The following is a 24465-nucleotide window of genomic DNA, read 5'->3' on the forward strand; positions in this document are numbered from 1 at the left end:
TGCTAGGGATCAATTTGAAAGAATTGACAATTAGTAACTCTAACGCTAAAATACCGAATTCACACTGCTTTAGACCATGCTTCAAGACACTCGAACCATACGCTACTATCAGCAACTTACAGATGCTCTAGTTTTTATGTGGAACCGGGGATATCGCTTTGACGAACTGCGTTTGTACATTGATGGCTATCTTGATGCTCTTCGACATAGTAACGCTATAGAAGTTTATTTGATTCATCGCTTGGAGGAAGATGCTGTTCGTTATCTACGCGATCCCTCCAACTTTGAAGCCGTACCCTTACCAGAACCCGAAACTGACTACTATTAAACCTGGATGAGGTACTTCGGTGTGGGCGCTCTCCCTTCACCTGTGTCAACTTAAGCCACAATCCTTGCTAATCTCCGGTAGCTCCCAGACGCGCCGTGGCACGTCTCTACATTGTTCTTAGGGCTATATTAGCTTAAGTTTACGCTAATATACGGCTTGCGCTCCTACATTTGGACGTACACTCAACACGGAAAAACTACATAGATTGAAAAAGCCTGCTTAAGCAGGCTTTTTGGTTGATTTTGCGCTCTATAGCTTAGAACGGGAAAGATGTCAAGATGCCAATGCCACTTCGACCATCTCCTGTAATTCGCCGTTCTGATAAAGCTCGATCATCACATCTGAGCCACCAATGAACTCGCCATTCACGTAAACTTGGGGAATCGTGGGCCAATTGGAATATTCCTTAATGCCTTGACGCACTTCCGGATCATCGAGAACATTCACGGTTGCGTAGGAAACACCCAAGGTATTCAGGATTTGGGCGACATTGTTGGAAAAACCACATTGGGGCATCAGTTTGGTGCCTTTCATAAACACCACAATTTTGTCCTGGTTGATGAGCTGGTCAATCCGTTCTTTAACTGCTGGTGTCATAGCTTTGCTGAAATGTTTTGTGTAGTTTTGTATGGGTCTAGTGTAGCGAGAGTTTATACAGCCTGACGGGTAGCTTGCCAAGATTCAGGGGTATAGGTTTTCAGCGCTAGGGCGTGAATGGCTTCGCTCGCCATTGCTTGCTGGAGAGCGCCGTAGACAAGCTGGTGCTGTTTTACCAAGCTTTTGCCTTCAAACTGGGAGGACACAACGATCGCTTGCAGATGATCACCACCGCCGGTTAAGTCTTGCACCTGTACCTGAGCATCAGGAAGTTCTGCTTTGATCATTGTCTCAACTTGCTCTGGACTAATCATACCCACTCCATTTTTATTCAACGTTCTACATATTAATTTAACGTTCTGGAGTCACGGATGAAGTCGGTTCGCTATTGCCAGAGGGGGGGAAGGGAGAACCGACGAATCCCAATTCAAAAAGCTGCTGGTAAGCTTTTTTGCCCAAATCACGGGTGGGATTCTGAGAACGAATGATCTGAATCAGTAAGGGAACCGCTAATTCCGGTTGATCTTGGGCGCGATGTACCAACGCCAACTGATAGGTGGCTTCATCCCGCATTTCTGCTGTCTTGAGTGCGTTTTGCCGATGCTCATTGAAAATCCGGTTATCAATTCCCGAAAAACTTTCAGCCAACTGCTGATAGAAATTAGACAATTGGTTGAAAACTTGACGCGCCTGCTGAAGTTTTTGAGAGGCTAACGTATAGTCTTGAGCTTCAATGGCTTGATTTGCCTCTACCATTAACCGCTGTCCCCCCTGTAAACTCAGCAGGCTATCGTCCTGAGTTAAGGGGCGTAGCTCAGTAGAATCATCTGGCTCAGGCTGCATTTGGCTGACCTCTTCTGGAAGCGCAGCCGCTTGAGTTTGAGCGTGGGCGGGAGATAAGAGCGCCACACTCGTTGTGAAGGGAAAGGCAACAAGGCAGGTAAAGCCAAGGCTATGAATCGTTCCAGAAGAGATCATGTAAAAAATAGGGATAGTATTTTAACAAACACAGAAACCTTTGGGTATCTTACCATCGCCAGATGCGGCAAGGGGAGTCAGATGATTATCGCTAGACTTGGGGGCAAGGAATTTGCCGTCCATCACTAACCATCAGCGATGACCCGATTACCAGGCAGTGGGGCTGTCTAAACCAGCTAGACTGAAACAATACCCGGAAGGTTTCATAGAAATCCGGAGTAATAGGATCAAGAAAAATAGTCATCGAAACTCCTTTGGGTCCCAAACCCTGTCTTTATCAGACAGCTTTACAATTAAATGCTGGTTTTTAAATGGAGATAATCCCAGGAACCAGCTCGTCCTGTAATAAGTCCCTTCGCCTACCCAGTCCAAGATGTCTTGGCATTACCCAACGCCTAACCAATTAGGCTTAGAGATAGTCCGAACTAGGGAAGTATTCGGAAGTCTGTGCCAGAACTAGGCTCACTTAGGCTATTCACCGCTTACGTTGTCCAAACTGGCTTGATCAATCCTTGTCCCTTTTAGGGCAAGGTTGGTGAAAATTAATGATCTTGTACGATTGACGAGTAATCTATTCTAAACCATGATCCCGCATCCTGATTCTCTGCCAGACGATTCTCCTCAAACCACGCCGATTCCCGAAGAAAGCATCGGTCTGCTCCTGCAACGGGGCGGTGAAGAACTAGGATTACTCAAGGTGCGCGATCGCTTCACCCTTTGCTCCCCTGAAATCCCCGTCGAGCAGCTCGAACAAGCCCTGAGTATCCACCACCAGCGCCAAATTCCCCGCACTCAGCTAGCCGAATTTACGGTTGACGCCGAACACCGGGATGAGACAATGCAAACGGTACGCGATCGCGAAGATGTTGTCTTTGCTAGTCATGTTTACCAACTCAAGGACGATCCAGCGACCTTCATTTACCTGGGCGATCAACTGACGATTCAATTTCACCCCGACACCGATGACGCCACAATCTCCGCCATTGAGACCGAATTTGGCTTAAAATCCGTGCGATCGCTCATTGGTATTCCCAACACCTTTATCTTTCAACTCACCCCGAATTCCCCAGAGAATCCGCTAAAAATAGCCAATCGACTGATCACACGCCCCGAAGTCTTAACCGCAGAACCCCAGATCATTGTTCCCAAACAGCCGAGCTACCATCCCCAAGACCCCTTATACCCTCAACAGTGGTATCTAAATCACAATGGTGGTTCAAATTTAGCCCCACGTTCTCATATTGACGTAGAAAAAGCCTGGGATATTACCCGGGGAAATCGCTCCATTGTCGTGGCAGTAGCCGATGATGCCATTGATGTCAACCACCCCGATTTTCAAGGCACCGGAAAAATTGTTGCGCCCAAAGACTTTAAAGACAAAGACTTTATTCCGCTACCCAGTGGTTCTGGTGAAAGTCATGGCACCGCTTGTGCAGGGATTGCGGTGGCTGAAGAAAATGGTCAGGGTATTGTCGGTGTCGCACCCGGATGTGCGCTGATGCCCATTCGCACCAGTGGGTATCTGGATGACACGAGTATTGAAGAATTATTTGACTGGGCAATTGAAAATGACGCCAGCGTCGTTTCTTGTAGCTGGGGTGCGGCAACCGTTTACTTCCCCCTCTCCCTACGGCAACGGGCTGCCCTAACCCGTGCGGCGACTGAGGGGCGCGGCGGGAAAGGTTGTGTGATCGTCTTTGCCGCCGGAAATGCCAATCGCCCCATCCATGGCACCATCTTTGAGCGCGGTTGGACAAATGAGTTACTGCGTGGACCAACCAACTGGCTCAGTGGTTTCGCCGTACATCCAGATGTGATTGCAGTTTCGGCTTGCACCAGCCTGAGCAAAAAAGCGGCATACAGTAACTGGGGGACGAATGTCGCCGTTTGCGCCCCCAGCAACAATGCTCCGCCAGGAATGTGGTTTGAAAAAACAGGTTTTATTAGCACGGCTCCCCAAGTGAATGCCCCCACGCCGGGTAATGGTGTCTTTACCACCGACTTACTCGGCGTGGCTGGATATGAAGTCGGTGATTTTGTCAGAAGTTTTGGTGGCACATCGAGCGCCTGTCCCGTTGTCGCGGGTGTTGCGGCGCTGGTTCTCTCAGCGAATCCTGATCTGACGGCGGAACAAGTCAAACGCATCCTACAAGATACAGCCGACAAAATTGTAGACCGTGATGCGGATTCCCAGCTCGGTATGCGATTGGGCACTTATGATACGAATGGGTATTCCCAGTGGTTTGGTTATGGTAAGGTTAATGCTTTTAAAGCGGTACAAGCAGCCCAAAAGCAACGAGTTCAAACGGCTAAGGTTGCCCAAGTCTTAAAACGACGCAATGATCACAACCTAGCTATTCCTGATAATAATTCCCGTGGTGTGACTAGCACACTTCAAATTACTGAATCTGGTTTAGTGCAAGATATCCAGGTGACGGTGGACATTGAACATGACTTTTTGGGAGATTTAGAAGTGGAGTTGAGATCACCCAAGGATCAAACTGTACTGTTACAAAGTCGTACATTGGGTGTCAATACTCAACTCCAATACACCTATTCGGTAAACAATACCCCTGCGCTCAAGTCGTTGCTGAACCAGGATAGTTTTGGTCATTGGCAGTTGAGGGTCATCGATTCTGTGCCGACGGATACAGGGAGACTTAAAAGCTGGGAATTAGTTATCGGAATTTGAATTTGTCATTTGTCATTTGTCATTCGTCCTTTGTCATTTGTCATTCGTCCTTTGTCCTTTGTCCTTTGTCATTTATTAATCAGTAATCAGTTATCCAAGGAAAGATGATGTAGCTTGCACTACCGCATTTCCAGCAGTTTATGACATAAGATACAATAACTGAATCGATATATTGAGCTTCAGGGAATAGTAGGCATCTACGTGAATGGGGTTATTTTTGCTACGGTAATGTGGCTACTCAGCCGAATGGTTATCGCGATCGCTATGTTGGTGATTGCGCCCTTATTGCCTGCGCCACCTGGGGGCATTCAACCGACAGTTAGTTGGGATGTCTTTTTGGCGTGGGATAGTTATTTTTATGAGGCGATAACGATCTCAGGGTATGACTATGTTAATGATGGTCAGGGACATAATGTGGCGTTCTTTCCCTTGTTTCCCTTATTGGTTCGGGCGGTAATGAGTGGGGGATTGCCCTTTAACGTAGGGGGGACTGTTGTCAATAATCTGGCATTTTGGGGAGCGCTCATTGTTCTCTATGCTTGGGTGCAAGAGAGTCATGGACAGAAGGTTGCCCGCTGGACAACAGCGGTTTTAGCTTGGTGTCCTTTTTCTCTATTTGGCACGGTAATTTATACGGAGGGGTTATTTCTGTTGTTGAGTACAGCCGCTTTGCGATCCTTTGACCGGAAACACTACGGTTGGTCAGCGTTATGGGGAGGATTAGCCAGTGCGACACGATTACCAGGAATCGCTCTATCTCCAGCATTTTGGCTGGTGGCTTGGCGAGAGAAAAGACCTGCGATCGCGTATCTTCCTAGTTTAGCCACCGCCGGGGGAGTGGGACTCTATAGCCTCTACTGCGGGATTCGTTTTGGGGACATGCTTGCCTTTTTAAGAGTGCAACAGGCATGGCAACCTGAACAAGCGTTTTACGGACAGGGCTGGTTGAAGATGCTGGTGCAAATTTCCGCCGGGACAGCCAACTGGAATCGGGGTTGGCTTCATGATCCGTGGCATCCCTTGATTTTTGTCACGATTTGTGCATTAGGTTATTTATTATGGCGATCGCGTAGTCCTGGGGAGAATTCACAGAGTCGTGCCGAAGACTGTATTCCGCACTACACCCCACACCCGACACCCCCCATCCGACACCCTGTCTTACACACTCTTCAACCCTCCTGGCGATCGCACCTGAAACGGCTGTGTGTGGATAAAGGGTATGGCTTTTACCTTCTGGGAATTCTCCTGTGGCTTTTAGCCGGAGATCCGCTAATTAATATGATCATGGTTTGGGGGGGTGGCTATTTACTCGTGCGACAGCGAACAAAGCTTAGACCTGTTACCGTCATCTATGGCTTGTGCAGCTTAGCCGTGATTTTAAGCCCAGGTCGCACCATTTCGGCTGAACGCCATGCGTATGGTATTGTATCCATTGCGATCGCCTTAGGTCTGTTGCTGGCTCGTTATCCCCGATGGGGATGGGCAACACTCCTATTTTTCACTCTAGTATTGCTCAGCTTCGCCGTTCGATTTTCCCAGCACCTTTGGGTGGCTTAGATTTTAGATTGGAAGAATGTCAGCCGGGTCGTGTATAAATGGTGTTATTATAATCAGCGAGGTTTATATTCGGCTGTATCGTTTGTTTTTATTTACGGACAGGCATGTCTCCGAATCATAAGTCTCTACATTCATTGATTTTGGAGATACTCTATGTCGATTTACATTGGTAACCTGTCCTATGATGCTACGGAAGAAGACATCACCAGTATTTTTGCTGAATACGGGACAGTGAAGCGGGTTCAGTTACCCACGGATCGGGAAACAGGTCGGATGCGCGGCTTCGGTTTTGTGGAAATGGACTCAGAAGCTGAAGAATCTGCCGCTATTGATGCTCTAGACGGTGCTGAATGGATGGGTCGGGATTTGAAAGTGAATAAAGCTAAACCTCGTGAGCCTCGGGGTCAAGGAGGCGGTGGTCGTCGCGGCGGCGGCAACCGGGATGGATTCTCTCGACGTTACTAAACCAGAATAATGCGGGTGCAATCAGCTAATTCATGGTGGTGTTTCTCAATGTCTCCTAGATGCTGGACTATCGAGTCAACAACCCGTCGCTAAGTCTAAGGGTTGTAGCGAGGGCTTAGAAAAGTCTGTGTTGACCCGGCTAGGTTTTGCTAGCAGCCTTTATCGAGAAGTAGAGACGCGCCACGGCGCGTCTGTACGTACCTGGGAATGCGCTGGAATTGACCAGTTGAGAGGTAGTTCCAATCGGCGGAAACTGAACAGTTAAACTAAACAGGTAAAGAGCAGGTTAAGAAGAATGATATTGGGCAAGTAGCGCTCGATAACAACTTCAAGGCTCACTTTCACCGGAATAATTCGACTTTAAGTTTAGGCGCAAGCCAACCCATAAGCGTACAGGCTAAAAGCACGAGTCTGCAACTGCACCGATGAAAGGCGAAGACAATATGTCTTCCCGTCGTTAACAAGTCTAAGGCAGTAGGGATTTTCCAATTTTCTTTGGCTCAATAGAAGCAATCGGTTTTGTCTTGCGTTCCTCTTCTACGTTCATATTTTAAATTCTACGTTCATAGTCAATGACTGCCGCTTACGAGAGTTGAAGCGGCAGCTTGGAAGAATCAGATTCAAACTTGAAGATTGGAGGAGGAGTTTAGGCATTTCTGCTAGATGTTGTCAGGTATTGAGCAATTCACTCAAGCTAAGGAGGAAATAAAATGGCACAGGTGACTGTCGGTGAACATGAAGGGATCGAGTCAGCCCTCCGCCGATTTAAACAAGCTGTCTCCAAGGCGGGAATTTTTCCCGATATGAAGAAACATCGCCACTTTGAAACGCCGATTCAAAAACGTAAACGTAAAGCCATTGCTAGGCATAAGCAACTGCGGCGGCTTTCTCGTTATCGCAAAAAACGGTTTTAACATAAATTCGCGGAAATCTCCATCCGTCTATACGGTGGGTATGGATAGCGAGTAAAAATACGGGTTCGATACCCTCTATTTTGACATTTGTTATTAGTAGACACCTGTATTTTCTAGGTGTTATACTAATAGCAACTCTCCTAGGTTCACATGGTAAGGCATGGGAGTCAAGATGGTTGAGCCAGGTGTTATAGAGATGTAGTCCTTGCGCGTGAACTTTCCTCGACCACCGTTTGCTTTTATAGCATTCTCCAAAAGAATAGCGCAAGATGTCTAACGACATTATTCGGTTAGTACAGACGTAGCATGCTACGTCTCTACAACCATAAACCGCGAAAACCAAGCGGACTAACAAAATACTACTGCCTGTGGAAGACGGGCAGTTGCCTGTTGACGCTGAGTAAGACCATTACCAGATTGACCCTTCGACTACCCTCAGGGTCAACACCGAGCGTAGTCGAGGTGTTGAGTTCTGGACTTTCTACTTTTAGAAATTAGAAAGTACCCAACGTGGCATCGGCGGATGAAGCGGGAAATCCCAAAGACGAATAAGACCGTCCTTGTTTGCTAGTTGGAAGCCCCAAATAAGAGCGAAGCAAGTTGGGGTACTTCATGTGTTCACTCTTATGCAGTAATCATGACTCCAGAAGCTATACGCACAGTTTCTCAGCTAAGGCAAGAGTTCTACGATCGATTTGCCGCAAAGATGAACGTGCCAGTGAAGATTACAACCCGCAATTCATCAACGGGTAATCTGCCAATGGCATCTTGGATCGATGATCGGCAACGCATGAATTATTTGTGTATTTATGTTCACACAGCCCCTGATGAATTACTCCCGGAACGACCCTTTATTTTGCGTGTGTCTATTAATAAAGGAGCAGGTATCATTCAATCGAGGCTGTGGGGACGAGATTGCCGGGGAATTAATCAAAGCTGGCACTTTGACCTAACGCTATTACCTGAGGAAATTTTAGACTTTTGTACTTGGATCGTTAGGTTAATTAAATTTCATCGGCAAGGTGGTGTTCTGGATGTCCCTGAACCTCCTCATCCATTTGATTTTAAAATGTCTACTGGCAATTTGCTAGTTAATGAGGCTTGGACTCAGAAAGCGCGGCAGGAAATTAGAGTGGGTCATTAAAGGGAACGGGGAACGGGCAACAGGGAACAGTGCAAGTAGGGCTTTGGGTTTTAATTTGTGGATAAAAATAAGTTAAAAATAAAGTGATGCAGGAGAGGATAAGTTGGACAAGGAGCATCTATCCGCTGAAGCAAAGGCGATACGCGATCGCTTGTTTGGATGGGATAGTCCCACTCAAGCGCAACTCGAAGAAATTGCCACCGTTGAATACCTGTGGGGACGGCTGCTAGATACTATATTGGAAAGTTGTCCAGATAACCGAGAACGTGATCAGGTAATTGTCCACCTAGAGAGTGTGCGGGAATGGATGCGAAAGTCAATTATTCGGGGAGAGGACAGGAAGTAGATAAACTACCCAGACCTGCTAAGAGCTGAGGTCTGGGTTTTCAGTAGCCCTGAAGTCATTAAACAAGCTAAGCTGGACATACTCAACAGTTCGGCTTAACTTGCACGATAACCCCGTGCCTCCAGGCTGGTTTATAGACAGCCCCACAAGTGCAATATTATTAGCTCCATTAAAGTCAGCATCCCCATGCCAACCACAATGCCCACACTTAAAAGTCTTGCCACTACGGTAGGACTTTCCCTTTACTGGGTGAATGTGCAGACACTTGTTGCATATTTGAGAAGTATAGGCAGGGGGGACTGGGATAACTTGAACGCCAACAGAAGCTGCCTTATACTCAATAAACATTCGTAACTGATAAAATGCCCACGAGTTTGAACGTCTACGCTCTGTCTTGCTTCTGGGTTGCTCGTTGGTTCTTTCCCTTATGCCTGTTAAGTCTTCTATAGCAATTGAGGCACTTAACTCAACTGCCTGTTTGACCACTGACTTAGAAATATTATGGTTGAGCCATTGTTGGTAGCGTCTCTCCCTCCCCGACAGCCGTTTCAAAACAACTCGACACCTACGTCGAGTTGTTCTCGTACCTTTCGAGGCTTTTTTCTGGAGAGATGCTCTAACCCTGGAAAACTTATCTCGCACCGACTGAATCTGTTTGCCGTCCCACCTTTGAGCCTCTGATGTAACAGCAATGTCGCGACGCCCCAAATCGACACCAATCACCTGATCAGTATTTTTTGGGTCTGGAGGAGTGTCCTTAATCTGAACATGGAGATAGAACTGACCGTCGCGGTGTTTACATAGTTGAGCTGAAGTTGGCTTCCTCCCTTTGAGCTTTCCTCTCTGGTAGTTACCGGGCTTCAACTCAACTCGCTCTCTACCCTGAACAGTAGCAAGGCTTACCGTCCAGTCGTGTTCACGAAATCGAAACAAATCCTGATCACAATCCATACTGCTTGGCATAAAGCCTTTAACCGGCTTGCCTTTTTGCTTAGCTACCTTTCGGTTAGCCGCTACTCTTGCACAAGCTCTGACCGCCATATTCGCTACCAAATTGAATTGGCTTTTAATGGTTTGATAGGTCAAAGATTGGATGGCTATCTTGTTGGTCAGCTTTGGATCGGTATGTTCGTTCACGTAGTTGCAAGCATCCGCTTTCCGCCTGAAGGGTTGCCTCCAATTTGGCCACCTGTTCAGGTGAGGATTGAAGTTTTACAACTATCGTGAGAACTTGTTTCATGACTACTACCATACCACCGAGCGGTAAATATTGGAAATACTTCGGGTGTTTAACCCTCGTATTTCCCGCTCTCCCCCTATGGCTTACCTCCACTTCGTTCCGGTTGAAGCAAGATTCCCCTCGCGATTACGGTGGAGAAATTCAAGTTAATGGCGAGGAGCGTCATACTTAAGGGAGCTTGATCTGAGGGTATTCGAAGCGGTATTCATGGATGAAGCAACGCTGATAGGATAAAAAAGTTACCAAACTGCAACGATGTAGCCATTGGCGTTTATCGAGTCAACACACGTTATCTTCTATGCCAACAACGACTGACTTTCTCACCTATACCCAATGGATAGGCATTCTCACCCTAGTTTGCGGAGTTCTTAGCCTCTTAGGTTTTATCTTTAAATGGGGCATCCGATTTCGGCTGGTGGGAATTACGGGCTTTATGGGAGTGCTAACAGGCGGCTTATTTGCGCTAAGTATCGTCCCGTTTAGCCGTACAGTGATTCCTGGTGCAGCCCGCTTTACCTTAGTCTACGACAACGGAGGCAACCAAGCCGTTATCGCTTTGCCCACAACAATCAACGAATCTCAACTGGAAGCTAGTCTGCGCCAAGCCGCCAGCGACTTGTTTTCTTATGGGCGTTTGGGTGGAGCAAATAATCAACTGACGATTCGCGCCCGCACTGTGATCCACCCAGAACCCGGTGTATCTAAACCCCTAATTGTAGGTAAAATCAGCCGATCGCTGGCTGAACGTGATGATGAACAGATGACTATCAATATTTACAAAGAACGCTTGGCACAATTACCAGATACCTCCACCTGACTTTTCAGGGGAAGTCTTGAAACCAAGTGGGTAGGGGAGATAGGAGAGATAAGGTAAGATAAAAATTCAATTGGCTGAAACCTCTGCTAAAAACTGATGACTAACCTTGCTCCTCCCTCATTGCTGTCGCTCACAGTTGCCCCAGCGCAGGTGTTGCGCGGTGTCCAAGCATTAGCGCAATCTGGAGAGGCGATCGCGTCTTTGGGTCATCGTCCGTTAATTGTCGGCGGGAATCATACCTTGGCGACGTTATCACCGCAGCTAGAACCGATCTTGAAACAGTCGGTGTTAACTTGTGCTACGGCATCTTATAGTCCCGATTGCAGTGAAGTCTCCCTCGCATCCCTCAAAGAAGCAGCAACCTGCCATCAAGCCGACTTAATTATTGGTGTGGGAGGTGGCAAAGCCTTAGACACCGCTAAACTCCTAGCTCATCAATGTCACCTTCCGGTTGTGACAATTCCCACCTCTGCCGCTACCTGTGCCGCTTGGACAGCACTTTCTAATATTTACTCAAGTGAAGGGGCTTTCCTGTATGATGTGAGTCTGAATCGCTGCCCAGATTTACTCATCCTGGATTACAGCGTAATTGAAACAGCCCCCCAACGTACCTTAATCGCCGGAATTGGAGACGCCTTAGCGAAATGGTATGAGGCATCTGTGAGTAGTGGTGATTCGGCTCAAACCTTAATGATTGCGGCGGTGCAACAGGCGAGGGTGTTACGGGATATCCTGTTTCAACAGTCAGCAGACGCCCTAAAAACGCCAGGAAGTGAGGTTTGGCGAGAGGTAGTTGATGCTTCAGTCTTGTTAGCGGGTGTGATTGGCGGTTTAGGTGGGGCGCAGTGTCGTACTGTGGCGGCTCATGCGGTGCATAATGGTTTAACCCATCTTCCCGGTTCTCACAGCGCTTTACATGGGGAGAAAGTCGCTTATGGAATTCTGGTGCAATTGCGCTTAGAAGAAATGGTACAGGGGAATCAACTTGCCGCATCTGCACGACAACAGTTATTGAAGTTTTATCGCGAAATCGGTTTACCCCAAACTCTTGATGATTTGGGGTTAGGGAATATCACGTTGGCACAGTTGCGCCAGGGGGCAGATATTGCTTGTCAGCCGCAGTCGGATATCCACAGATTACCGTTTGATGTGACACCTGAACAGCTTATGGCGGCGATGGTTTCGACAACAACACCTGTGGAAAAAAATTGCAGTCCCGTTTTATCGGCGGCGATGAATGAAAAATACGACTAAATCGATCCAGTTTTTCAAGAACTGATCGGCTTAGGATTGCACAACATACAGGGTGACACTGTCTATAACTAAGTCTGTAGATGCTGTTATAGCTTTACAGTCAAGACGTATTGTTGAAGAAACATGGCTTACTATTGGGTATTTGTGGGAATTTTTCTGCTCATTGGGGTGGGTGGAGGTTATGCGATCGCGTGCCAGAGACTTGCTCAGGATGTGCGATTGCCAAAATTGCGCCCGATCATTCCCTTCTTTTTGATTGGGGTGGTAATCCCTGGGGCAAGTTCTTCTCTGATTCCTTTTTTAAGAACGTCCTATACTCTTTTAAGCCTCAGTATTCTCTTAGCTGTCTTTACTGCTATCTATCTACTAAGTTGGCGCTGGCGTAAAAAAAAGGCAGGTTGTCTGGTATTAGATTTAGGACAAACCTTAAGCAATAAGTTGTCCTTTGGTTTAGGTTTACTTGAAGTCCTAGGTGCTAGTTATTTTACATTCTCCTTGATCCGGCAAGTTTCACAAGAAAATTACCACTTAAGTACCGATGAAGTTTACGGATTAGGCGTCGCCATCTTTTTGTGGATGTTGGCAATTTTATTAATCTCCTGGGGAGTGAGCCGACTACAACTTCGGGAAAATGCTTTTTGCTATCAATATCAGATCCTGAATTGGCATAAAATTATTTCCTATGCTTGGAAAAAATCAAAACCCAATACGTTAACGATGCGCTTGAAATCAAAGGTTTCATTCTTGCCCAAAATTGTCAGCTTTCCTATTCCTCCAGATAAACGGAATCAGGTTGAGTACATCTTGGCTAACTATGTATCGGGGAAGACACCAGCCGGAATGAGTGTTGATAATTTGGACGTAAAAAGCATACCCTTGAGCGAAGGGAAGGGTCATTTGTAGGGGCGGGTTTAGCCGTTTAATTTGGATACTTAGGGCTAATCTATCAACAAAACCCGCCCTGATCCAATGCGAGAATGAATTTTTGGACAAATGACGTAGCTTGCTTCTCAAGGGAGCGAGTATGACAAATAACAAATGATGCTCCCCATCGCCCAACTTTAATTTTTCCCACCAACTTCAGCGATTTTTCTGGAATACCGATATAATTTTCTAGTTTAGGAACGCTGCATTTTTGAATGAACTTAGATTGGATTACCCCAGCAAAGCGCCTGAGTGCTTTACCCCCTTATGTGTTTGCTCGTTTGGATGAACTCAAAGCCCGTGCCCGTGAGCAAGGGTTAGATTTAATTGATTTAGGCATGGGGAATCCTGACGGTTCAGCACCTGCACCCGTGATTGAAGCCGCTATCACCGCCCTGAATCATCCGATTAACCACGGCTATCCCCCCTTTGAAGGAACGGCTAATTTTCGCCACGCCATTACCAGTTGGTATCACCGTCGCTATGAAGTTACTCTCGATCCCGATAGCGAAGCCCTACCCCTGTTGGGTTCTAAGGAAGGATTGACTCACCTTGCCTTAGCTTATGTCAATCCTGGGGATTTGGTCTTAGTACCGAGTCCGGCTTATCCTGCTCATTTCCGAGGTCCCTTGATTGCTGGGGCTGAAATTCACAGCATGATCCTTAAGCCGGAAAATGATTGGCTGATTGATTTAGCCGCTATTCCTGAGGATGTGGCGCAACGGGCAAAGATTCTCTACTTTAACTATCCGAATAATCCAACAACAGCGACGGCTCCCCGTGAGTTTTTTGAGGAAATTGTGGCTTTTGCCCGTCGTTACTCAATTCTGTTGGTACATGATTTATGTTACGCCGAACTCGCATTTGATGGCTATCAACCCACGAGTTTACTAGAAATTCCGGGCGCGAAGGAGATTGGCGTAGAATTTCATACCTTATCAAAAACCTATAATATGGCAGGTTGGCGGGTTGGATTTGTTGTCGGAAATCGCCATATTATTCAAGGATTGCGGACGTTAAAAACAAATTTAGATTACGGAATTTTTGCCGTATTACAAACCGCCGCAGAAACGGCATTAGACTTACCTGATAGTTATGTGCATCAGGTGCAAGAACGTTACTGTCGCCGCCGAGATTTTTTGATTCAAGGGTTAGCGGAATTGGGATGGGAGATTCCTAAATCAAAGGCGACAATGTATTTATGGGTTCCTTGTCCACCGGGTCAAAATTCAACGGATTTCGCCCTGGATATTCTACAGCAAACGGGTGTGGTGGTGACGCCCGGAAATGCCTTTGGTGTCGGCGGTGAAGGCTATGTGCGGGTAAGTTTGATTGCGGAGTGCGATCGCTTGGCTGAGGTGTTACGGCGTCTTAAGCAAGCGGGGATTCGCTATCAACCCGAAGCTGTAGCCTCTGGATCACAGAAAGATGGATGACATGAACGAGGAGTAGAAGTGCGGGGAGATGGGAGGTAAGGGATGAGGAGAGCAAATGACAAATGACAAATGACAAATAATCCAATCAGGTGATATCAATCCATCCTGTTGATGGATGCTGCCAATTGTTCTGCCCTGCCAGAATAAAGATAGGACATTCGTCAGGGGGAGGATTGCTACTCATGAAATTAACCCGCCTTTTCATCGCCACAACATTGGTATTTGGGATTGGGCTATGGCATCAACCGGAAAAAGCGGTAGCCGATCAAAAATCTTTAAATTCTGAGCAATTTTCCCAATTTATCCGCGCTTTAACCACTTATCCTGACTTTTTTCAAGAGGGACGAGAACAGTTTGAACGAGAAATTCAGCGGCTCTATCAACGGCAAAATGCTGAACATGAAATGCTGCTGAAAATTAATCTAGACCTAGAGGCACAACGAGAAAGCCTTCAGCAAATCCAGCCCAGCAATTTTCCTAGCCCTCCTCAAAATAATCATATCTAGGGGCTGCTGAATAAGTCTTGTGGTGGGGTAGGGAGCTGGGGGAGCTGGGGAAGCTGGGGAAGCTGGGGAAGCATCAAAGCCCTGATAGCTAAGGGTTTGGGAGTTGTGCAGCAAGCCTTATCGAAAAGCTTTGCTCATTTCAGCCTACATTGATGCATTAACCTTTTAGGACGTAAGGCTTGCGCCCTTTGGTATTGGTGTCAACTCAAGCTCAAAAAGAAAGCCATACTTTGAGAAAGACCCCTCCCTAACCCTCCCCTTGTCAAGGGGAGGGAACTGGAATGAATGACTTTGGTTTCTAACTCGAAGATTTTTTGGCGCGATAAAAGGGTTTTTTGACGATAACGGCGGGATAAGTCTTACCGCGAATTTCCACCTCTAACGGTTGACCTATCTTAGTTAAGGATGTGGGACAATAGGCAAGCGCGATCGCTTTTCCTAGTGTTGGTGAATAGGTACCACTCGTTACCTCTCCCACGACTTGTCCCTCAGATAGCACCGAGTAACCGTGACGGGCTATATGTCGCCCCTGCATTTCAATCCCCACTAACCGACGTTCCACACCATTGGCTTTTTGGGCTTCTAGTACAGAACGCCCGATAAAATCGCCTTTACGGTCTAAATGTACCAGCCAACTTAAACCAGCTTCTAGGGGAGTCGTCGTATCATCAATATCTTGTCCATAAAGTGCCAACCCTGCTTCTAGTCGCAACGTATCCCTTGCCCCCAAACCACAGGGAGTCACTCCCGCCTGGAACAGACGCCGCCACAGTTCTACCCCAATCTCCGGTTTAACCATCACCTCAAACCCATCTTCGCCAGTGTACCCGGTCCTGGCGATAAATCCGGCTTGATCTAGAATCGTGGCATTGAGATGTCCAAAGGATTTCAGCGCGGTTAAGTCTTCCTGGACAAACGGCTGTAAGTAAGTCTCGGCTTGATGTCCTTGTAGGGCTATCAAGATGTTTTCCTGGGAAAGGTCTTGTAACTTTACCCCCGTGTTGTCCAGTTGCGCTAACAACCACTCTTTATCCTTCTGACAGGTTGCCGCATTAACAATCATCATCGCCTGCGGTTCGCCTGTTTCATCCTCCCCTTGGTGGTAAACAATTACATCATCAATGATGCCCCCTTGAGGATTCAACAATACCGTGTATTGGGCTTGACCCGGTTGTAATCGACTCAAATCTGATGGGACTAATCGCTGTAACGCTTGCCATAGCTGCTTCCCGGTAAAGGCAAATTTTCCCATGTGGGAGATATCGAACATTCCCGCATCGGTGCGTACTGCTTCGTGTTCTTGTCCAATACTGCTGTATTGGACTGGCATTTCCCAACCCGAAAAGCCAGTGAAGCGGGCATTTTGTTCAACGGCGAGGTCAAACAGAGGAGTTCTTGCAAGAGAAGGTTTTGGCTTAGCCACAGATAGTCTTGAGTCACAATGTCTTTCATATTCTACCGAGTTGTCTGACATTAACCCCTGATCTGGTAAATTGCGATCGCGCCAAGGCATCGATAAGGAGTCAGACTTTGATTAAAATTGACGGTTAAGATTGGCGAACAGTAAGAATTTGATATCCGTACCCAAATTGGCAAGCCTGTGCTAGCTTAATCATTGAGAATGTGTTCGGTTTCAGTGTTTGTGTTTAGTACAGATTGGCTTTTTTCCTTTCGACTTGACAGACTTGTCTCCGATACCCTCATCTTTATACAACTTTGAGTTTGGAGACAATCATGTCAATTTACGTAGGCAACCTATCCTACGACGTTACTGCAGAAGACCTGAGTGCTGTCTTTGCAGACTATGGTGCTGTCAAGCGGGTGCAGTTACCCACTGATCGTGAAACCGGACGTCCTCGGGGTTTTGGTTTTGTCGAGATGGAAACAGATGATGAAGAAACAGCCGCTATTGAGGCACTCGATGGGGCTGAATGGATGGGGCGCAATATGAAGGTGAATAAAGCCAGACCACGCGAAAACAGAGGGGGTAACCGCAAAAACGGTAACTTTTCGCGTCGTTAATAATTCTAATTCACTCAATTAGAATTAGAAAAGAGCCGGGAAATAAATTTCCGGCTCAAAGCTTAAGTAAGCTAAAGCTTACTAAATTTATTCAATTTAACTTCGATGGCACTGAAATCAGCATTTTAGGATTGCCGAAACTTGATAGACCGTAGGGTGGGCATTGCCCACCGGGAGGATGTCAGTGAATCGCTGCGGCTGGTGGCAGGACGAGTTTGGGTGCAGGCTTGGCGCTAGAACCATTAGAAGGCTTTTCCCCTTGACTTTGAGTCTCCTGAAGTAAAACTTCCCGAATTAATCGTGCCATCACCCGTTGGGCTAAACCGCCAGCAATTTTTTGTCCCATTTGCTGAGTTTCTGGCTTCATCAAAAATTGAGGAACAAGGGGGGCAAGTTGGAAGGGATCGAAACCGGGCGTATCTTGCAGAATTTGCCAAATTCGTTTGATATGCTCTGCACTTTGCGGTAGTTCTACGGCTTTGCTAGTGGATTCTGTTTTTTGCTGTAATCCCACTCGTTGGCGCAGAGACTCAGTTACATTATCAAAGGTTTGACGTCCAAACATATCGACGGCTTTGACAATTTCCTCGATCAATTGGTCTCGAATCAAAACACCACGTTCTGAGAATAAAAATTCTAACGTTTGATTTAAAACCTTATTCAAATCGTAATCTTGAGAATTGGCGGCATTCCGCAATAAATTTTCCAGACGATTCCAGCGGAAATTGCCCTCTTTGACGAGTAAGTCTTTTAGAGAAGCGCGTAATTGGGGGGAAGAATCTGTTAACAAACGCTTTGCCACATAAGGATAAGCTTTACTGAGAACCTTGAAGTTCGGATCAACATTAATCGCAATCCCTTCCAATGTGACCAAGGAACGAATAATTAGGGCATAGTAGGCGGGAACTCGAAATGGATATTCATACATCACTTCCGAGAGTTGGTCAGTGATACTTTTGAAATTGAGTTCGGCAACACTAGCGCCTAAGGCATTGTTAAAAACATTAGCAAGCGCTGGAATAATTGGGGTTAAATCCGTATCTTCCGACAGAAACTCTAAGTTCACATAGTCATGAGCTAAACCCGCGAAGTCCCGGTTAACTAAATGAACAACCGCCTCAATCAACCCATAACGCTGATAGGGTTTCACTTCGCTCATCATCCCGAAATCCAGATAAGCCAGCTTGCCTTCCGGCGTGGCTAGTAAATTTCCGGGATGGGGATCAGCATGGAAAAATCCATGTTCCAATAGTTGACGTAGTGAACATTGCACGCCAACTTCGATTAAATACTTGGCGTCAATGTCTTGAGCTTTAATTGCTTCCAGATTAGTCAGTTTAGTACCACTGACCCATTCCATTGTCAAGACACGCCGTCCTGTATATTGCCAGTAAATTTTGGGTACATATATATCCTGAAGGTGACCGTAAAGGTTGGCAAAGCGTTCAGCATTACACCCTTCTTGGGTATAATCCATCTCTTCAAAGATGCGGGTGCCAAACTCATCCATAATGGCAACCAAGTCACTCCGCACCTGCTTAACATTGTTTTGTACCCACTGAGCGAGGCGGCGTAATATATAAACGTCTAAGGCAATGCGCCGTGCTAAACCTGGTCGCTGAACTTTGACGGCGACGGTTTCCCCTGTTTTAAGTTTCCCTTTGTACACTTGTCCCAGGGAGGCGGCGGCTACAGGTGATGAGGTCAGTTCGGCATAAATTTGTTCGGGGCGATCGCCTAGTTCTTCTTCGATGAATCGAAAAGCGACTTCATTGGGGAAGGGAGGGAGTTGATCTTGTAGCAACGCCAACTCTTCTAAGTACAGGGGTGGCACTAAGTCAGGTCGCGTCGAAAGTGCTTGCCCGACTTTAATGTACGCTGGTCCAAGTTGGGTTAAGAGTTCCCGCAACTGAATCGCTCGTCGCCGTTCTTTGATCTGTCGGCGACCCCGTATCCGATCCCACCATAGCCCTAAGGCAAAGGCAGCTGTGGGTAAAGTAATCCTGAGTAGCCGTCCTAAGACTTGTAGCGGTGCGCGTCCATATTGAGCTTCAATCGCTACTGGATCATAGCGCAGCGTTTCGGTTCGGTTTTCCGAACACTCCTGTGGTAGCGCTGATCCTGGGGACGGCGTCTGTTCATACTCAACCACAATTGACTCAGGGGGTAAGGGTTCCACGGAGGGATTGAGTTCGGCGATTGAATCTGGCTGGGGAGAGGCAGGAGAAATTGTTTTAAGATTCATATTTATTGCAGGATTCACCAACAGGAGCGGCTCTGTAAAGAATTGTAACAAAAAAATGATTGAGATACCACGCCATTCAGTTTATCCTGATCAGGACTCATGATTCAGCGACAAGGTTGGCTTGATCGGCACGGTAGTATCCACTTATAACTTATGACTTATTTCGTCTTTTAACCGCTTTCTCTAACTATTGGATGAAAATGTTATGTTGCTATCGTTACGGATTCAAAATTTTGCCTTAATTGACCAACTGGAATTGGAATTTGCGGCGGGTCTGAATGTTTTGACGGGCGAAACGGGTGCTGGCAAGTCAATCATTCTGGATGCCATTGATGTCGCGTTGGGAGGAAAAGTCACCCATCGCTTGATTCGCACCGGGGAAAAACGGGCGCTGGTTGAGGCGACGTTTCGCATCGATGGGACGTTGATGGCTTGGTTGAGTGAACAGGAAATTGATTTACTTGATGAAGCGGATTTGGTCTGTAGTCGAGAGATTACGGCTAAACAGAACTCCCTGCGATCGCGATCGCGAATTAATGGGATTTTGGTGAATCGTCGCTTGATGGAACAATTACGCGATCGCTTGGTGGAAATTACCGCCCAAGGTCAAACAGTACAGCTTTTTGCCTCAACTCGCCAGCGGCGACTCCTTGACTTTTACGGCGGTTTCCCGATCAAACAACACCTTGATCAAGTGACTACGGCTTATCTGGCATCTCAGGACGCTTGGCAAGCCCTGCAAAAACGGCGTCAGTCGGAACAGCAGCGCCTACAACGTCTCGATTGGCTAGAGTATCAAACTCAGGAACTGAGCGCCGCTGATCTTGCTGATCCTGATGAACTCACCGAACTCGAACAAGAGAGTCAACGGTTAACTCATGTCGTAGAACTTCAACAGCACAGTTATCAGGTTTATCAGTCACTTTACCAAAATGACAGCGGTGCATTTGCCTGCGCCGATTTATTAGGGGAAGCCGAAACCACGTTGAGTGATATGGCGCAATATGACACCCAGTTACAACCGATCCTAGAATTGGTCAGTGGTGCTTTAGCCCAGGTGGTAGAAGCCAGTCATCAAATTAATGCGTATGGGGATGGACTGGAAACTGATCCCGAACGTTTAGAAGAGGTGGAAGAACGCATCCGCGCCCTGAAACAAATTTGCCGGAAATATGGACCCACGTTAGCCGATGCGATCGCTCATTACGAAAAACTGACCTCAGAATTGGCTGAACTTCGGGGTAATGGTCAATCCTTGGATGAGTTGGAAAAAAGTTATCGTCAATGTCAGGAAATCTTAACAGAATATTGTAATCAGCTCACCCAGTTACGTCGAGTCGCAGCCGAGGAACTGGAACAGCGTCTGGTGGAGCAACTGAAGCCTCTAGCCATGGAAAAGGTACAATTTCAGGTGGCGATCACGCCCATCGCGCCGACAGTGACTGGTGCGGATCAAGTCACGTTTTATTTATCTCCCAACCCAGGGGAACCTTTACAACCGTTAGCAGCAACGGCATCGGGGGGGGAAATGAGCCGTTTTTTACTGGCATTGAAAGCCTGTTTGTCCAATAGTGGCGACCAAGGGGTGACCTTAATTTTTGATGAAATTGACGCTGGGGTATCGGGGCGGGTAGCCAGTGCGATCGCGGAACGACTTCATCACCTGAGCCAGCAAAATCAAGTGTTGTGTGTGACTCATCAACCTATCATCGCCGCCATGGCAGATCGGCATTTCCGCGTCGATAAACAGGTGATCGATCAAACCCTCTTACCCGAAACTAACCAGACAAACACGCTCGTTGATCAGGGAATTTCTGAGATTGACCTGCGTACCGTCATTCGCGTCAGTCGCCTCGATCATCATTCTCACCGCCAGGAAGAAATTGCCCAGCTAGCTGGTGGACAATCGGGTCAAGAAGCCATGACGTTTGCCAATTCACTCCTGACCCAAGCCCGTCATTGGCGTCAGAATTAATGGAGATGGTCATTTGTCATTTGTCATTTGTTGATTGGTAATCCTCTTCCCTAGCTCCCTCAGCTCCCCCAGCTTCCCTAGCTCCCTCAGCTTCCCCAGCTCCCTCATCTTGCCAATAAAATAAACCTGAGTGGTAAAACTTTAACTGATAGAGTAATCTTATTCGTATGCCAGGAATGTTCTCTGACCCTAACGAGAAATATGACAGCTGCATTTTCACCCAGGTCTGCGGATCACAATGGAGATACCGTTGATATAACGCCAATCTATACTGACGACCAAAGAGCGCATGAACATCAACCTGCCTCTGCTGGTGCCCTAGCGACCACTAATGGAACATTTACGGCGTTTCTTGCCCCCCTGACTCAAGACAGTTTCAAAGAAGTTGTTACGGGGGTGGAAAAGAAGCTCGAAGTTGTTCATCAAACCCTGTCCATGCTCCTCGACAGCCAAGGGTTTGAGACAATTCTGCAGGAGATGCTCAATGCCATCACCTTGAAGACAGCAGAGCTTTTGGGTGCAGACCGGACAACGATATTTTTACTGGATGACAATAAGAATGAATTATTTTCGATCGTCGCCGAGGGTGAGAATGAAAAAACTATAGAACTGCGGATTCCGGCTGATCAGGGCATTGCTGGGGAAGTGGCAACGTTTAAAAAAGTTGTCAATAATCCCTACGATTTCTTCGATGATCCGCGATCGGAAGGGTCTAAAAAGCTCTATAAGACAACCGGATACCGGACGTATACGATGTTGACGCTTCCCTTACTCAATGAGAAGGGAGACTTGGTGGCGGTGGTTCAACTACTGAATAAGCTGAAGCCGGATCATGAGCCTGAGGATGATTTACCCTTAGAAGAAAAAATAGATAAACAAGGGTTTAGCGAAACCGATCAGAAACTTTTTGAAGAATTTGCCCCCTCCATCCGCCTGATTCTGGAATCGTCCAAGTCATTTTACCTGGCAACTCAGCAACAGCGAGCGGCGAATGCTCTGATGAAGGCGACTGAATCCCTGAGTAAGAGCAGTTTGGACTTGGAAGAAACGCTCAAGCGGGTGATGGATGAAGCCAAGGAGTTGATGAATGCCGATCGCTCGACTTTGTGGTTGATTGATCACGAACGCAATGATTTGTGGACAAAGATTCCTCAGTCTGGGGGTTCGATGAAAGAACTGCGGGTTCCTGTGGGAGCGGGTTTTGCGGGTCGAGTCGGGCTGACGGGTGAAATTCTGAATATCCCATTTGACCTGTACAATCATCCCGATTCCGAGAAAGCCAGGGAAACCGATCGCAATACCGGCTATCGCACCTGTAGCTTGATGTGTATGCCAGTCTATAACGCCGATGGCGAGTTAATTGGCGTCACTCAATTAGTGAATAAGAAAAAGAAGGGAGAGTTTCCTCCTTACCAGCCCGATCCAGATAAAGAGGAACAAGATGCACCCGAATGCTGGAAGGCGAGTTTCGATCAAAGCGATGTCGCTTTTATGGAAGCCTTTAATATCCAAGCGGGTGTGGCGCTGCAAAATGCGAAGCTGTTTGCCACAGTTAAACAGCAGGAGCAAATGCAGCGGGATATCCTGCGGAGTCTAACCAATGGTGTAATTTCTACAGACAAAGCCGGTAAAGTTATCGCGGCAAATGAAAGTGCCAAGCAACTGTTGGGCTTTAGTAAGGGAGATACTATCGAAGGGCGATCAGTTTCCGAATTGATCAAAATTAAAGAGAAAGAGGGTAGCCTTGCTAGCTTTGCTCAATTACTACAGAATGGCTTAGACGCCAAAAGTGAGAAAGACCGCAATCAGTACTACCCGGATCAGACGTTGCTAACGCCGAGCAATGAAGAGCATAGCGTGCATTTGTCGATTAATTCCATTGCCGATACTAGCGATCTGACCAATGTGTATGGGGCGTTGGTGGTGATGGACGACATCAGTGATGAGAAGCGCCTCAAGAGTACAATGTATCGGTACATGACTCAGGAATTGGCAGAAGAACTGCTGAAACTGGGTGATGCCAAAATGGGAGGCGATCGCAAAGAAGTTTCAGTGCTGTTTTCCGATATTCGTAGCTACACCACTTTGACCGAAAAACTCCAAGCCGAAGAAGTGGTGGGAATGCTGAATGAGTATTTTGAATCGATGGTTGAGGCGATTTTCAAGCACAAAGGGACTCTCGATAAATATATCGGCGATGCAATTATGGCGGTATTTGGTTCGCCCTTACCCCTACCCGATCACGCCTGGAGAGCAGTACAAACGGCTGTGGACATGCGCCACCGATTGGCAGATTTTAATGCTAATCGTTTAGCCCAGAAAAAAGAAGAAATCCGAATTGGGATTGGGATTAACTCGGACAGCGTAATTAGTGGCAATATTGGTTCGAGTAAGCGGATGGAGTTCACCGCCATTGGCGATGGTGTCAACTTAGGCTCCCGCCTAGAAGGTGCCAGTAAGCAATATGGCTGTGACATTATCATTAGCGAATATACCTTTGCTCCCTGCCAGGATAGGATTTGGTATCGGGAACTCGATTGCATTCGTGTCAAAGGCAAGAATAAGCCCGTCAGAATTTACGAACTGGTGGGACTGCGTTCTGATCCCCTTTCTGCCGAAAAAGAGGAAATTATTGAACATTACCACAAAGGACGGGAGCATTATCTCAACCGGAAGTTTACCCGGGCGATGGGTGAATTTGGCATTATCATGGAAGAATTTGACAAAAATGATAAAGCCGCTGCATTACACCTGAAGCGGTGTCAACATTTTCTCCAAGAACCACCACCGGATGACTGGGATGGGGCTTACACGATGACTGAAAAGTAATTCAAGCAACTAGCCCCCCAAGCACGAGGACTTTTGCGTAGGGTGGGCAATGCCCACCTTATTTATATCTTGCGTAGGATGGGCATTGCTCACCCTACTTATTTATCGTTCTTAAGAGAATTATTATTCAACCGACCTTGAGTCATAATAGAGACCAGTGTCTACTGAATTCTATGTTGATGTTGGCTACAATTCA

General features: G+C 47.0%; 22 protein-coding genes and 1 pseudogene. 16 read left to right on the forward strand and 7 right to left on the reverse strand.

Annotated elements, in window-relative coordinates; translation table 11 throughout:
* Positions 1 to 76 precede the first annotated feature (76 nt).
* Positions 77 to 328, forward strand: a complete 252-nt coding sequence (locus RIC07_RS00690) for a DUF6761 family protein (protein WP_446341458.1) — start codon at positions 77 to 79, stop codon at positions 326 to 328.
* A 273-nt stretch (positions 329 to 601) separates the two neighbouring features.
* Here RIC07_RS00690 and grxD read toward each other — a convergent pair whose 3' ends face one another.
* The 3 genes from grxD to RIC07_RS00705 are packed head-to-tail and all read right to left on the reverse strand — an operon-like array spanning position 602 to position 1903.
* Complete coding sequence (grxD, locus tag RIC07_RS00695) at positions 602 to 925, reverse strand: Grx4 family monothiol glutaredoxin (RefSeq protein ID WP_446383920.1); 324 nt, start codon at positions 923 to 925, stop codon at positions 602 to 604.
* A 53-nt stretch (positions 926 to 978) separates the two neighbouring features.
* Complete coding sequence (locus RIC07_RS00700; RefSeq protein ID WP_446392872.1) at positions 979 to 1239, reverse strand: BolA family protein; 261 nt, start codon at positions 1237 to 1239, stop codon at positions 979 to 981.
* A 37-nt stretch (positions 1240 to 1276) separates the two neighbouring features.
* A complete protein-coding gene (locus RIC07_RS00705; RefSeq protein ID WP_006098801.1) occupies positions 1277 to 1903 on the reverse strand; it encodes a hypothetical protein in 627 nt (208 codons plus the stop codon).
* A 583-nt stretch (positions 1904 to 2486) separates the two neighbouring features.
* On the opposite strand from RIC07_RS00705, the gene RIC07_RS00710 reads away from it, so the two are divergent.
* The 6 genes from RIC07_RS00710 to RIC07_RS00735 all read left to right on the forward strand — a co-directional run bounded on the left by RIC07_RS00710 (position 2487) and on the right by RIC07_RS00735 (position 9021).
* Positions 2487 to 4595: a S8 family serine peptidase gene (locus tag RIC07_RS00710; RefSeq protein ID WP_446392832.1), complete on the forward strand. Its 2109-nt coding sequence runs from the start codon at positions 2487 to 2489 to the stop codon at positions 4593 to 4595.
* 201 nt (positions 4596 to 4796) lie between these two features.
* On the forward strand, positions 4797 to 6152 hold the full coding sequence (locus RIC07_RS00715) for a mannosyltransferase family protein (RefSeq protein ID WP_446392833.1): 1356 nt from the start codon (positions 4797 to 4799) through the stop codon (positions 6150 to 6152).
* Between the two features lie 153 nt (positions 6153 to 6305).
* Positions 6306 to 6617, forward strand: coding sequence for an RNA recognition motif domain-containing protein (locus RIC07_RS00720; protein ID WP_006098827.1), 312 nt, complete (start codon positions 6306 to 6308; stop codon positions 6615 to 6617).
* A 710-nt stretch (positions 6618 to 7327) separates the two neighbouring features.
* A complete protein-coding gene (gene rpsU / locus RIC07_RS00725; RefSeq protein WP_006099092.1) occupies positions 7328 to 7531 on the forward strand; it encodes a 30S ribosomal protein S21 in 204 nt (67 codons plus the stop codon).
* 637 nt (positions 7532 to 8168) lie between these two features.
* Positions 8169 to 8675: a hypothetical protein gene (locus RIC07_RS00730; protein WP_006099034.1), complete on the forward strand. Its 507-nt coding sequence runs from the start codon at positions 8169 to 8171 to the stop codon at positions 8673 to 8675.
* A gap of 103 nt (positions 8676 to 8778) precedes the next feature.
* Positions 8779 to 9021, forward strand: coding sequence for a hypothetical protein (locus RIC07_RS00735; protein WP_446383926.1), 243 nt, complete (start codon positions 8779 to 8781; stop codon positions 9019 to 9021).
* 18 nt (positions 9022 to 9039) lie between these two features.
* On the opposite strand, the pseudogene RIC07_RS00740 reads toward RIC07_RS00735, so the two are convergent.
* Positions 9040 to 10261 (reverse strand): annotated as a pseudogene (locus RIC07_RS00740) (RNA-guided endonuclease InsQ/TnpB family protein).
* Here RIC07_RS00740 and RIC07_RS00745 point away from each other — a divergent pair.
* The 6 genes from RIC07_RS00745 to RIC07_RS00770 all read left to right on the forward strand — a co-directional run bounded on the left by RIC07_RS00745 (position 10260) and on the right by RIC07_RS00770 (position 15198).
* Positions 10260 to 10433, forward strand: a complete 174-nt coding sequence (locus RIC07_RS00745) for a hypothetical protein (protein WP_446392834.1) — start codon at positions 10260 to 10262, stop codon at positions 10431 to 10433. The pseudogene RIC07_RS00740 and the gene RIC07_RS00745 sit on opposite strands and share 2 nt — an antisense overlap.
* A gap of 126 nt (positions 10434 to 10559) precedes the next feature.
* Complete coding sequence (locus RIC07_RS00750) at positions 10560 to 11078, forward strand: DUF2518 family protein (RefSeq protein WP_446392835.1); 519 nt, start codon at positions 10560 to 10562, stop codon at positions 11076 to 11078.
* A 96-nt stretch (positions 11079 to 11174) separates the two neighbouring features.
* On the forward strand, positions 11175 to 12332 hold the full coding sequence (locus tag RIC07_RS00755) for an iron-containing alcohol dehydrogenase (protein ID WP_446392836.1): 1158 nt from the start codon (positions 11175 to 11177) through the stop codon (positions 12330 to 12332).
* A gap of 123 nt (positions 12333 to 12455) precedes the next feature.
* On the forward strand, positions 12456 to 13235 hold the full coding sequence (locus RIC07_RS00760; protein WP_446392837.1) for a hypothetical protein: 780 nt from the start codon (positions 12456 to 12458) through the stop codon (positions 13233 to 13235).
* Between the two features lie 236 nt (positions 13236 to 13471).
* Positions 13472 to 14692 carry an aspartate aminotransferase gene (locus tag RIC07_RS00765; protein ID WP_446392838.1) on the forward strand — a complete coding sequence of 407 codons (1221 nt, stop codon included), beginning with the start codon at positions 13472 to 13474 and terminating at the stop codon, positions 14690 to 14692.
* 182 nt (positions 14693 to 14874) lie between these two features.
* A complete protein-coding gene (locus RIC07_RS00770; RefSeq protein ID WP_446392839.1) occupies positions 14875 to 15198 on the forward strand; it encodes a hypothetical protein in 324 nt (107 codons plus the stop codon).
* 298 nt (positions 15199 to 15496) lie between these two features.
* Here RIC07_RS00770 and gcvT read toward each other — a convergent pair whose 3' ends face one another.
* Positions 15497 to 16621 carry a glycine cleavage system aminomethyltransferase GcvT gene (gcvT, locus tag RIC07_RS00775; protein ID WP_446392873.1) on the reverse strand — a complete coding sequence of 375 codons (1125 nt, stop codon included), beginning with the start codon at positions 16619 to 16621 and terminating at the stop codon, positions 15497 to 15499.
* Between the two features lie 311 nt (positions 16622 to 16932).
* On the opposite strand from gcvT, the gene RIC07_RS00780 reads away from it, so the two are divergent.
* Positions 16933 to 17220 (forward strand): RNA recognition motif domain-containing protein, encoded by a 288-nt coding sequence (locus tag RIC07_RS00780; protein ID WP_446344697.1) that lies wholly within the window; start codon positions 16933 to 16935, stop codon positions 17218 to 17220.
* A gap of 181 nt (positions 17221 to 17401) precedes the next feature.
* Here RIC07_RS00780 and RIC07_RS00785 read toward each other — a convergent pair whose 3' ends face one another.
* Complete coding sequence (locus tag RIC07_RS00785) at positions 17402 to 19465, reverse strand: ABC1 kinase family protein (RefSeq protein WP_446392840.1); 2064 nt, start codon at positions 19463 to 19465, stop codon at positions 17402 to 17404.
* A gap of 205 nt (positions 19466 to 19670) precedes the next feature.
* Here RIC07_RS00785 and recN point away from each other — a divergent pair, with 205 nt between their 5' ends.
* Entirely contained in the window at positions 19671 to 21440 is a 1770-nt protein-coding gene (recN, locus tag RIC07_RS00790; protein WP_446392841.1) for a DNA repair protein RecN, read from the forward strand.
* A gap of 16 nt (positions 21441 to 21456) precedes the next feature.
* Here recN and RIC07_RS00795 read toward each other — a convergent pair whose 3' ends face one another.
* On the reverse strand, positions 21457 to 21654 hold the full coding sequence (locus RIC07_RS00795; protein ID WP_446392842.1) for a hypothetical protein: 198 nt from the start codon (positions 21652 to 21654) through the stop codon (positions 21457 to 21459).
* Here RIC07_RS00795 and RIC07_RS00800 point away from each other — a divergent pair.
* Positions 21642 to 24269 carry a GAF domain-containing protein gene (locus tag RIC07_RS00800; protein WP_446392843.1) on the forward strand — a complete coding sequence of 876 codons (2628 nt, stop codon included), beginning with the start codon at positions 21642 to 21644 and terminating at the stop codon, positions 24267 to 24269. The two genes, RIC07_RS00795 and RIC07_RS00800, sit on opposite strands and share 13 nt — an antisense overlap.
* The last annotated feature ends 196 nt before the right edge of the window (positions 24270 to 24465 follow it).

Origin of the sequence: Coleofasciculus sp. E1-EBD-02, assembly GCF_040218245.1 — a bacterium.
GTDB lineage: Bacteria > Cyanobacteriota > Cyanobacteriia > Cyanobacteriales > Coleofasciculaceae > Coleofasciculus.

Excerpts from the sequence above, each read along its gene's own strand:
- RIC07_RS00785 (WP_446392840.1), bottom strand. The coding sequence starts at position 19,465 with ATGAATCTTAAAACAATTTCTCCTGCCTCTCCCCAGCCAGATTCAATC.
- recN (WP_446392841.1), top strand. The coding sequence starts at position 19,671 with ATGTTGCTATCGTTACGGATTCAAAATTTTGCCTTAATTGACCAACTG.
- RIC07_RS00730 (WP_006099034.1), top strand. The coding sequence starts at position 8,169 with ATGACTCCAGAAGCTATACGCACAGTTTCTCAGCTAAGGCAAGAGTTC.
- RIC07_RS00690 (WP_446341458.1), top strand. The coding sequence starts at position 77 with ATGCTTCAAGACACTCGAACCATACGCTACTATCAGCAACTTACAGAT.
- RIC07_RS00795 (WP_446392842.1), bottom strand. The coding sequence starts at position 21,654 with ATGCAGCTGTCATATTTCTCGTTAGGGTCAGAGAACATTCCTGGCATA.
- RIC07_RS00765 (WP_446392838.1), top strand. The coding sequence starts at position 13,472 with ATGAACTTAGATTGGATTACCCCAGCAAAGCGCCTGAGTGCTTTACCC.
- RIC07_RS00745 (WP_446392834.1), top strand. The coding sequence starts at position 10,260 with ATGACTACTACCATACCACCGAGCGGTAAATATTGGAAATACTTCGGG.
- RIC07_RS00780 (WP_446344697.1), top strand. The coding sequence starts at position 16,933 with ATGTCAATTTACGTAGGCAACCTATCCTACGACGTTACTGCAGAAGAC.
- RIC07_RS00800 (WP_446392843.1), top strand. The coding sequence starts at position 21,642 with ATGACAGCTGCATTTTCACCCAGGTCTGCGGATCACAATGGAGATACC.
- RIC07_RS00750 (WP_446392835.1), top strand. The coding sequence starts at position 10,560 with ATGCCAACAACGACTGACTTTCTCACCTATACCCAATGGATAGGCATT.
- grxD (WP_446383920.1), bottom strand. The coding sequence starts at position 925 with ATGACACCAGCAGTTAAAGAACGGATTGACCAGCTCATCAACCAGGAC.
- RIC07_RS00700 (WP_446392872.1), bottom strand. The coding sequence starts at position 1,239 with ATGATTAGTCCAGAGCAAGTTGAGACAATGATCAAAGCAGAACTTCCT.
- RIC07_RS00760 (WP_446392837.1), top strand. The coding sequence starts at position 12,456 with ATGGCTTACTATTGGGTATTTGTGGGAATTTTTCTGCTCATTGGGGTG.
- RIC07_RS00710 (WP_446392832.1), top strand. The coding sequence starts at position 2,487 with ATGATCCCGCATCCTGATTCTCTGCCAGACGATTCTCCTCAAACCACG.
- RIC07_RS00755 (WP_446392836.1), top strand. The coding sequence starts at position 11,175 with ATGACTAACCTTGCTCCTCCCTCATTGCTGTCGCTCACAGTTGCCCCA.
- RIC07_RS00770 (WP_446392839.1), top strand. The coding sequence starts at position 14,875 with ATGAAATTAACCCGCCTTTTCATCGCCACAACATTGGTATTTGGGATT.
- RIC07_RS00705 (WP_006098801.1), bottom strand. The coding sequence starts at position 1,903 with ATGATCTCTTCTGGAACGATTCATAGCCTTGGCTTTACCTGCCTTGTT.
- rpsU (WP_006099092.1), top strand. The coding sequence starts at position 7,328 with ATGGCACAGGTGACTGTCGGTGAACATGAAGGGATCGAGTCAGCCCTC.
- RIC07_RS00720 (WP_006098827.1), top strand. The coding sequence starts at position 6,306 with ATGTCGATTTACATTGGTAACCTGTCCTATGATGCTACGGAAGAAGAC.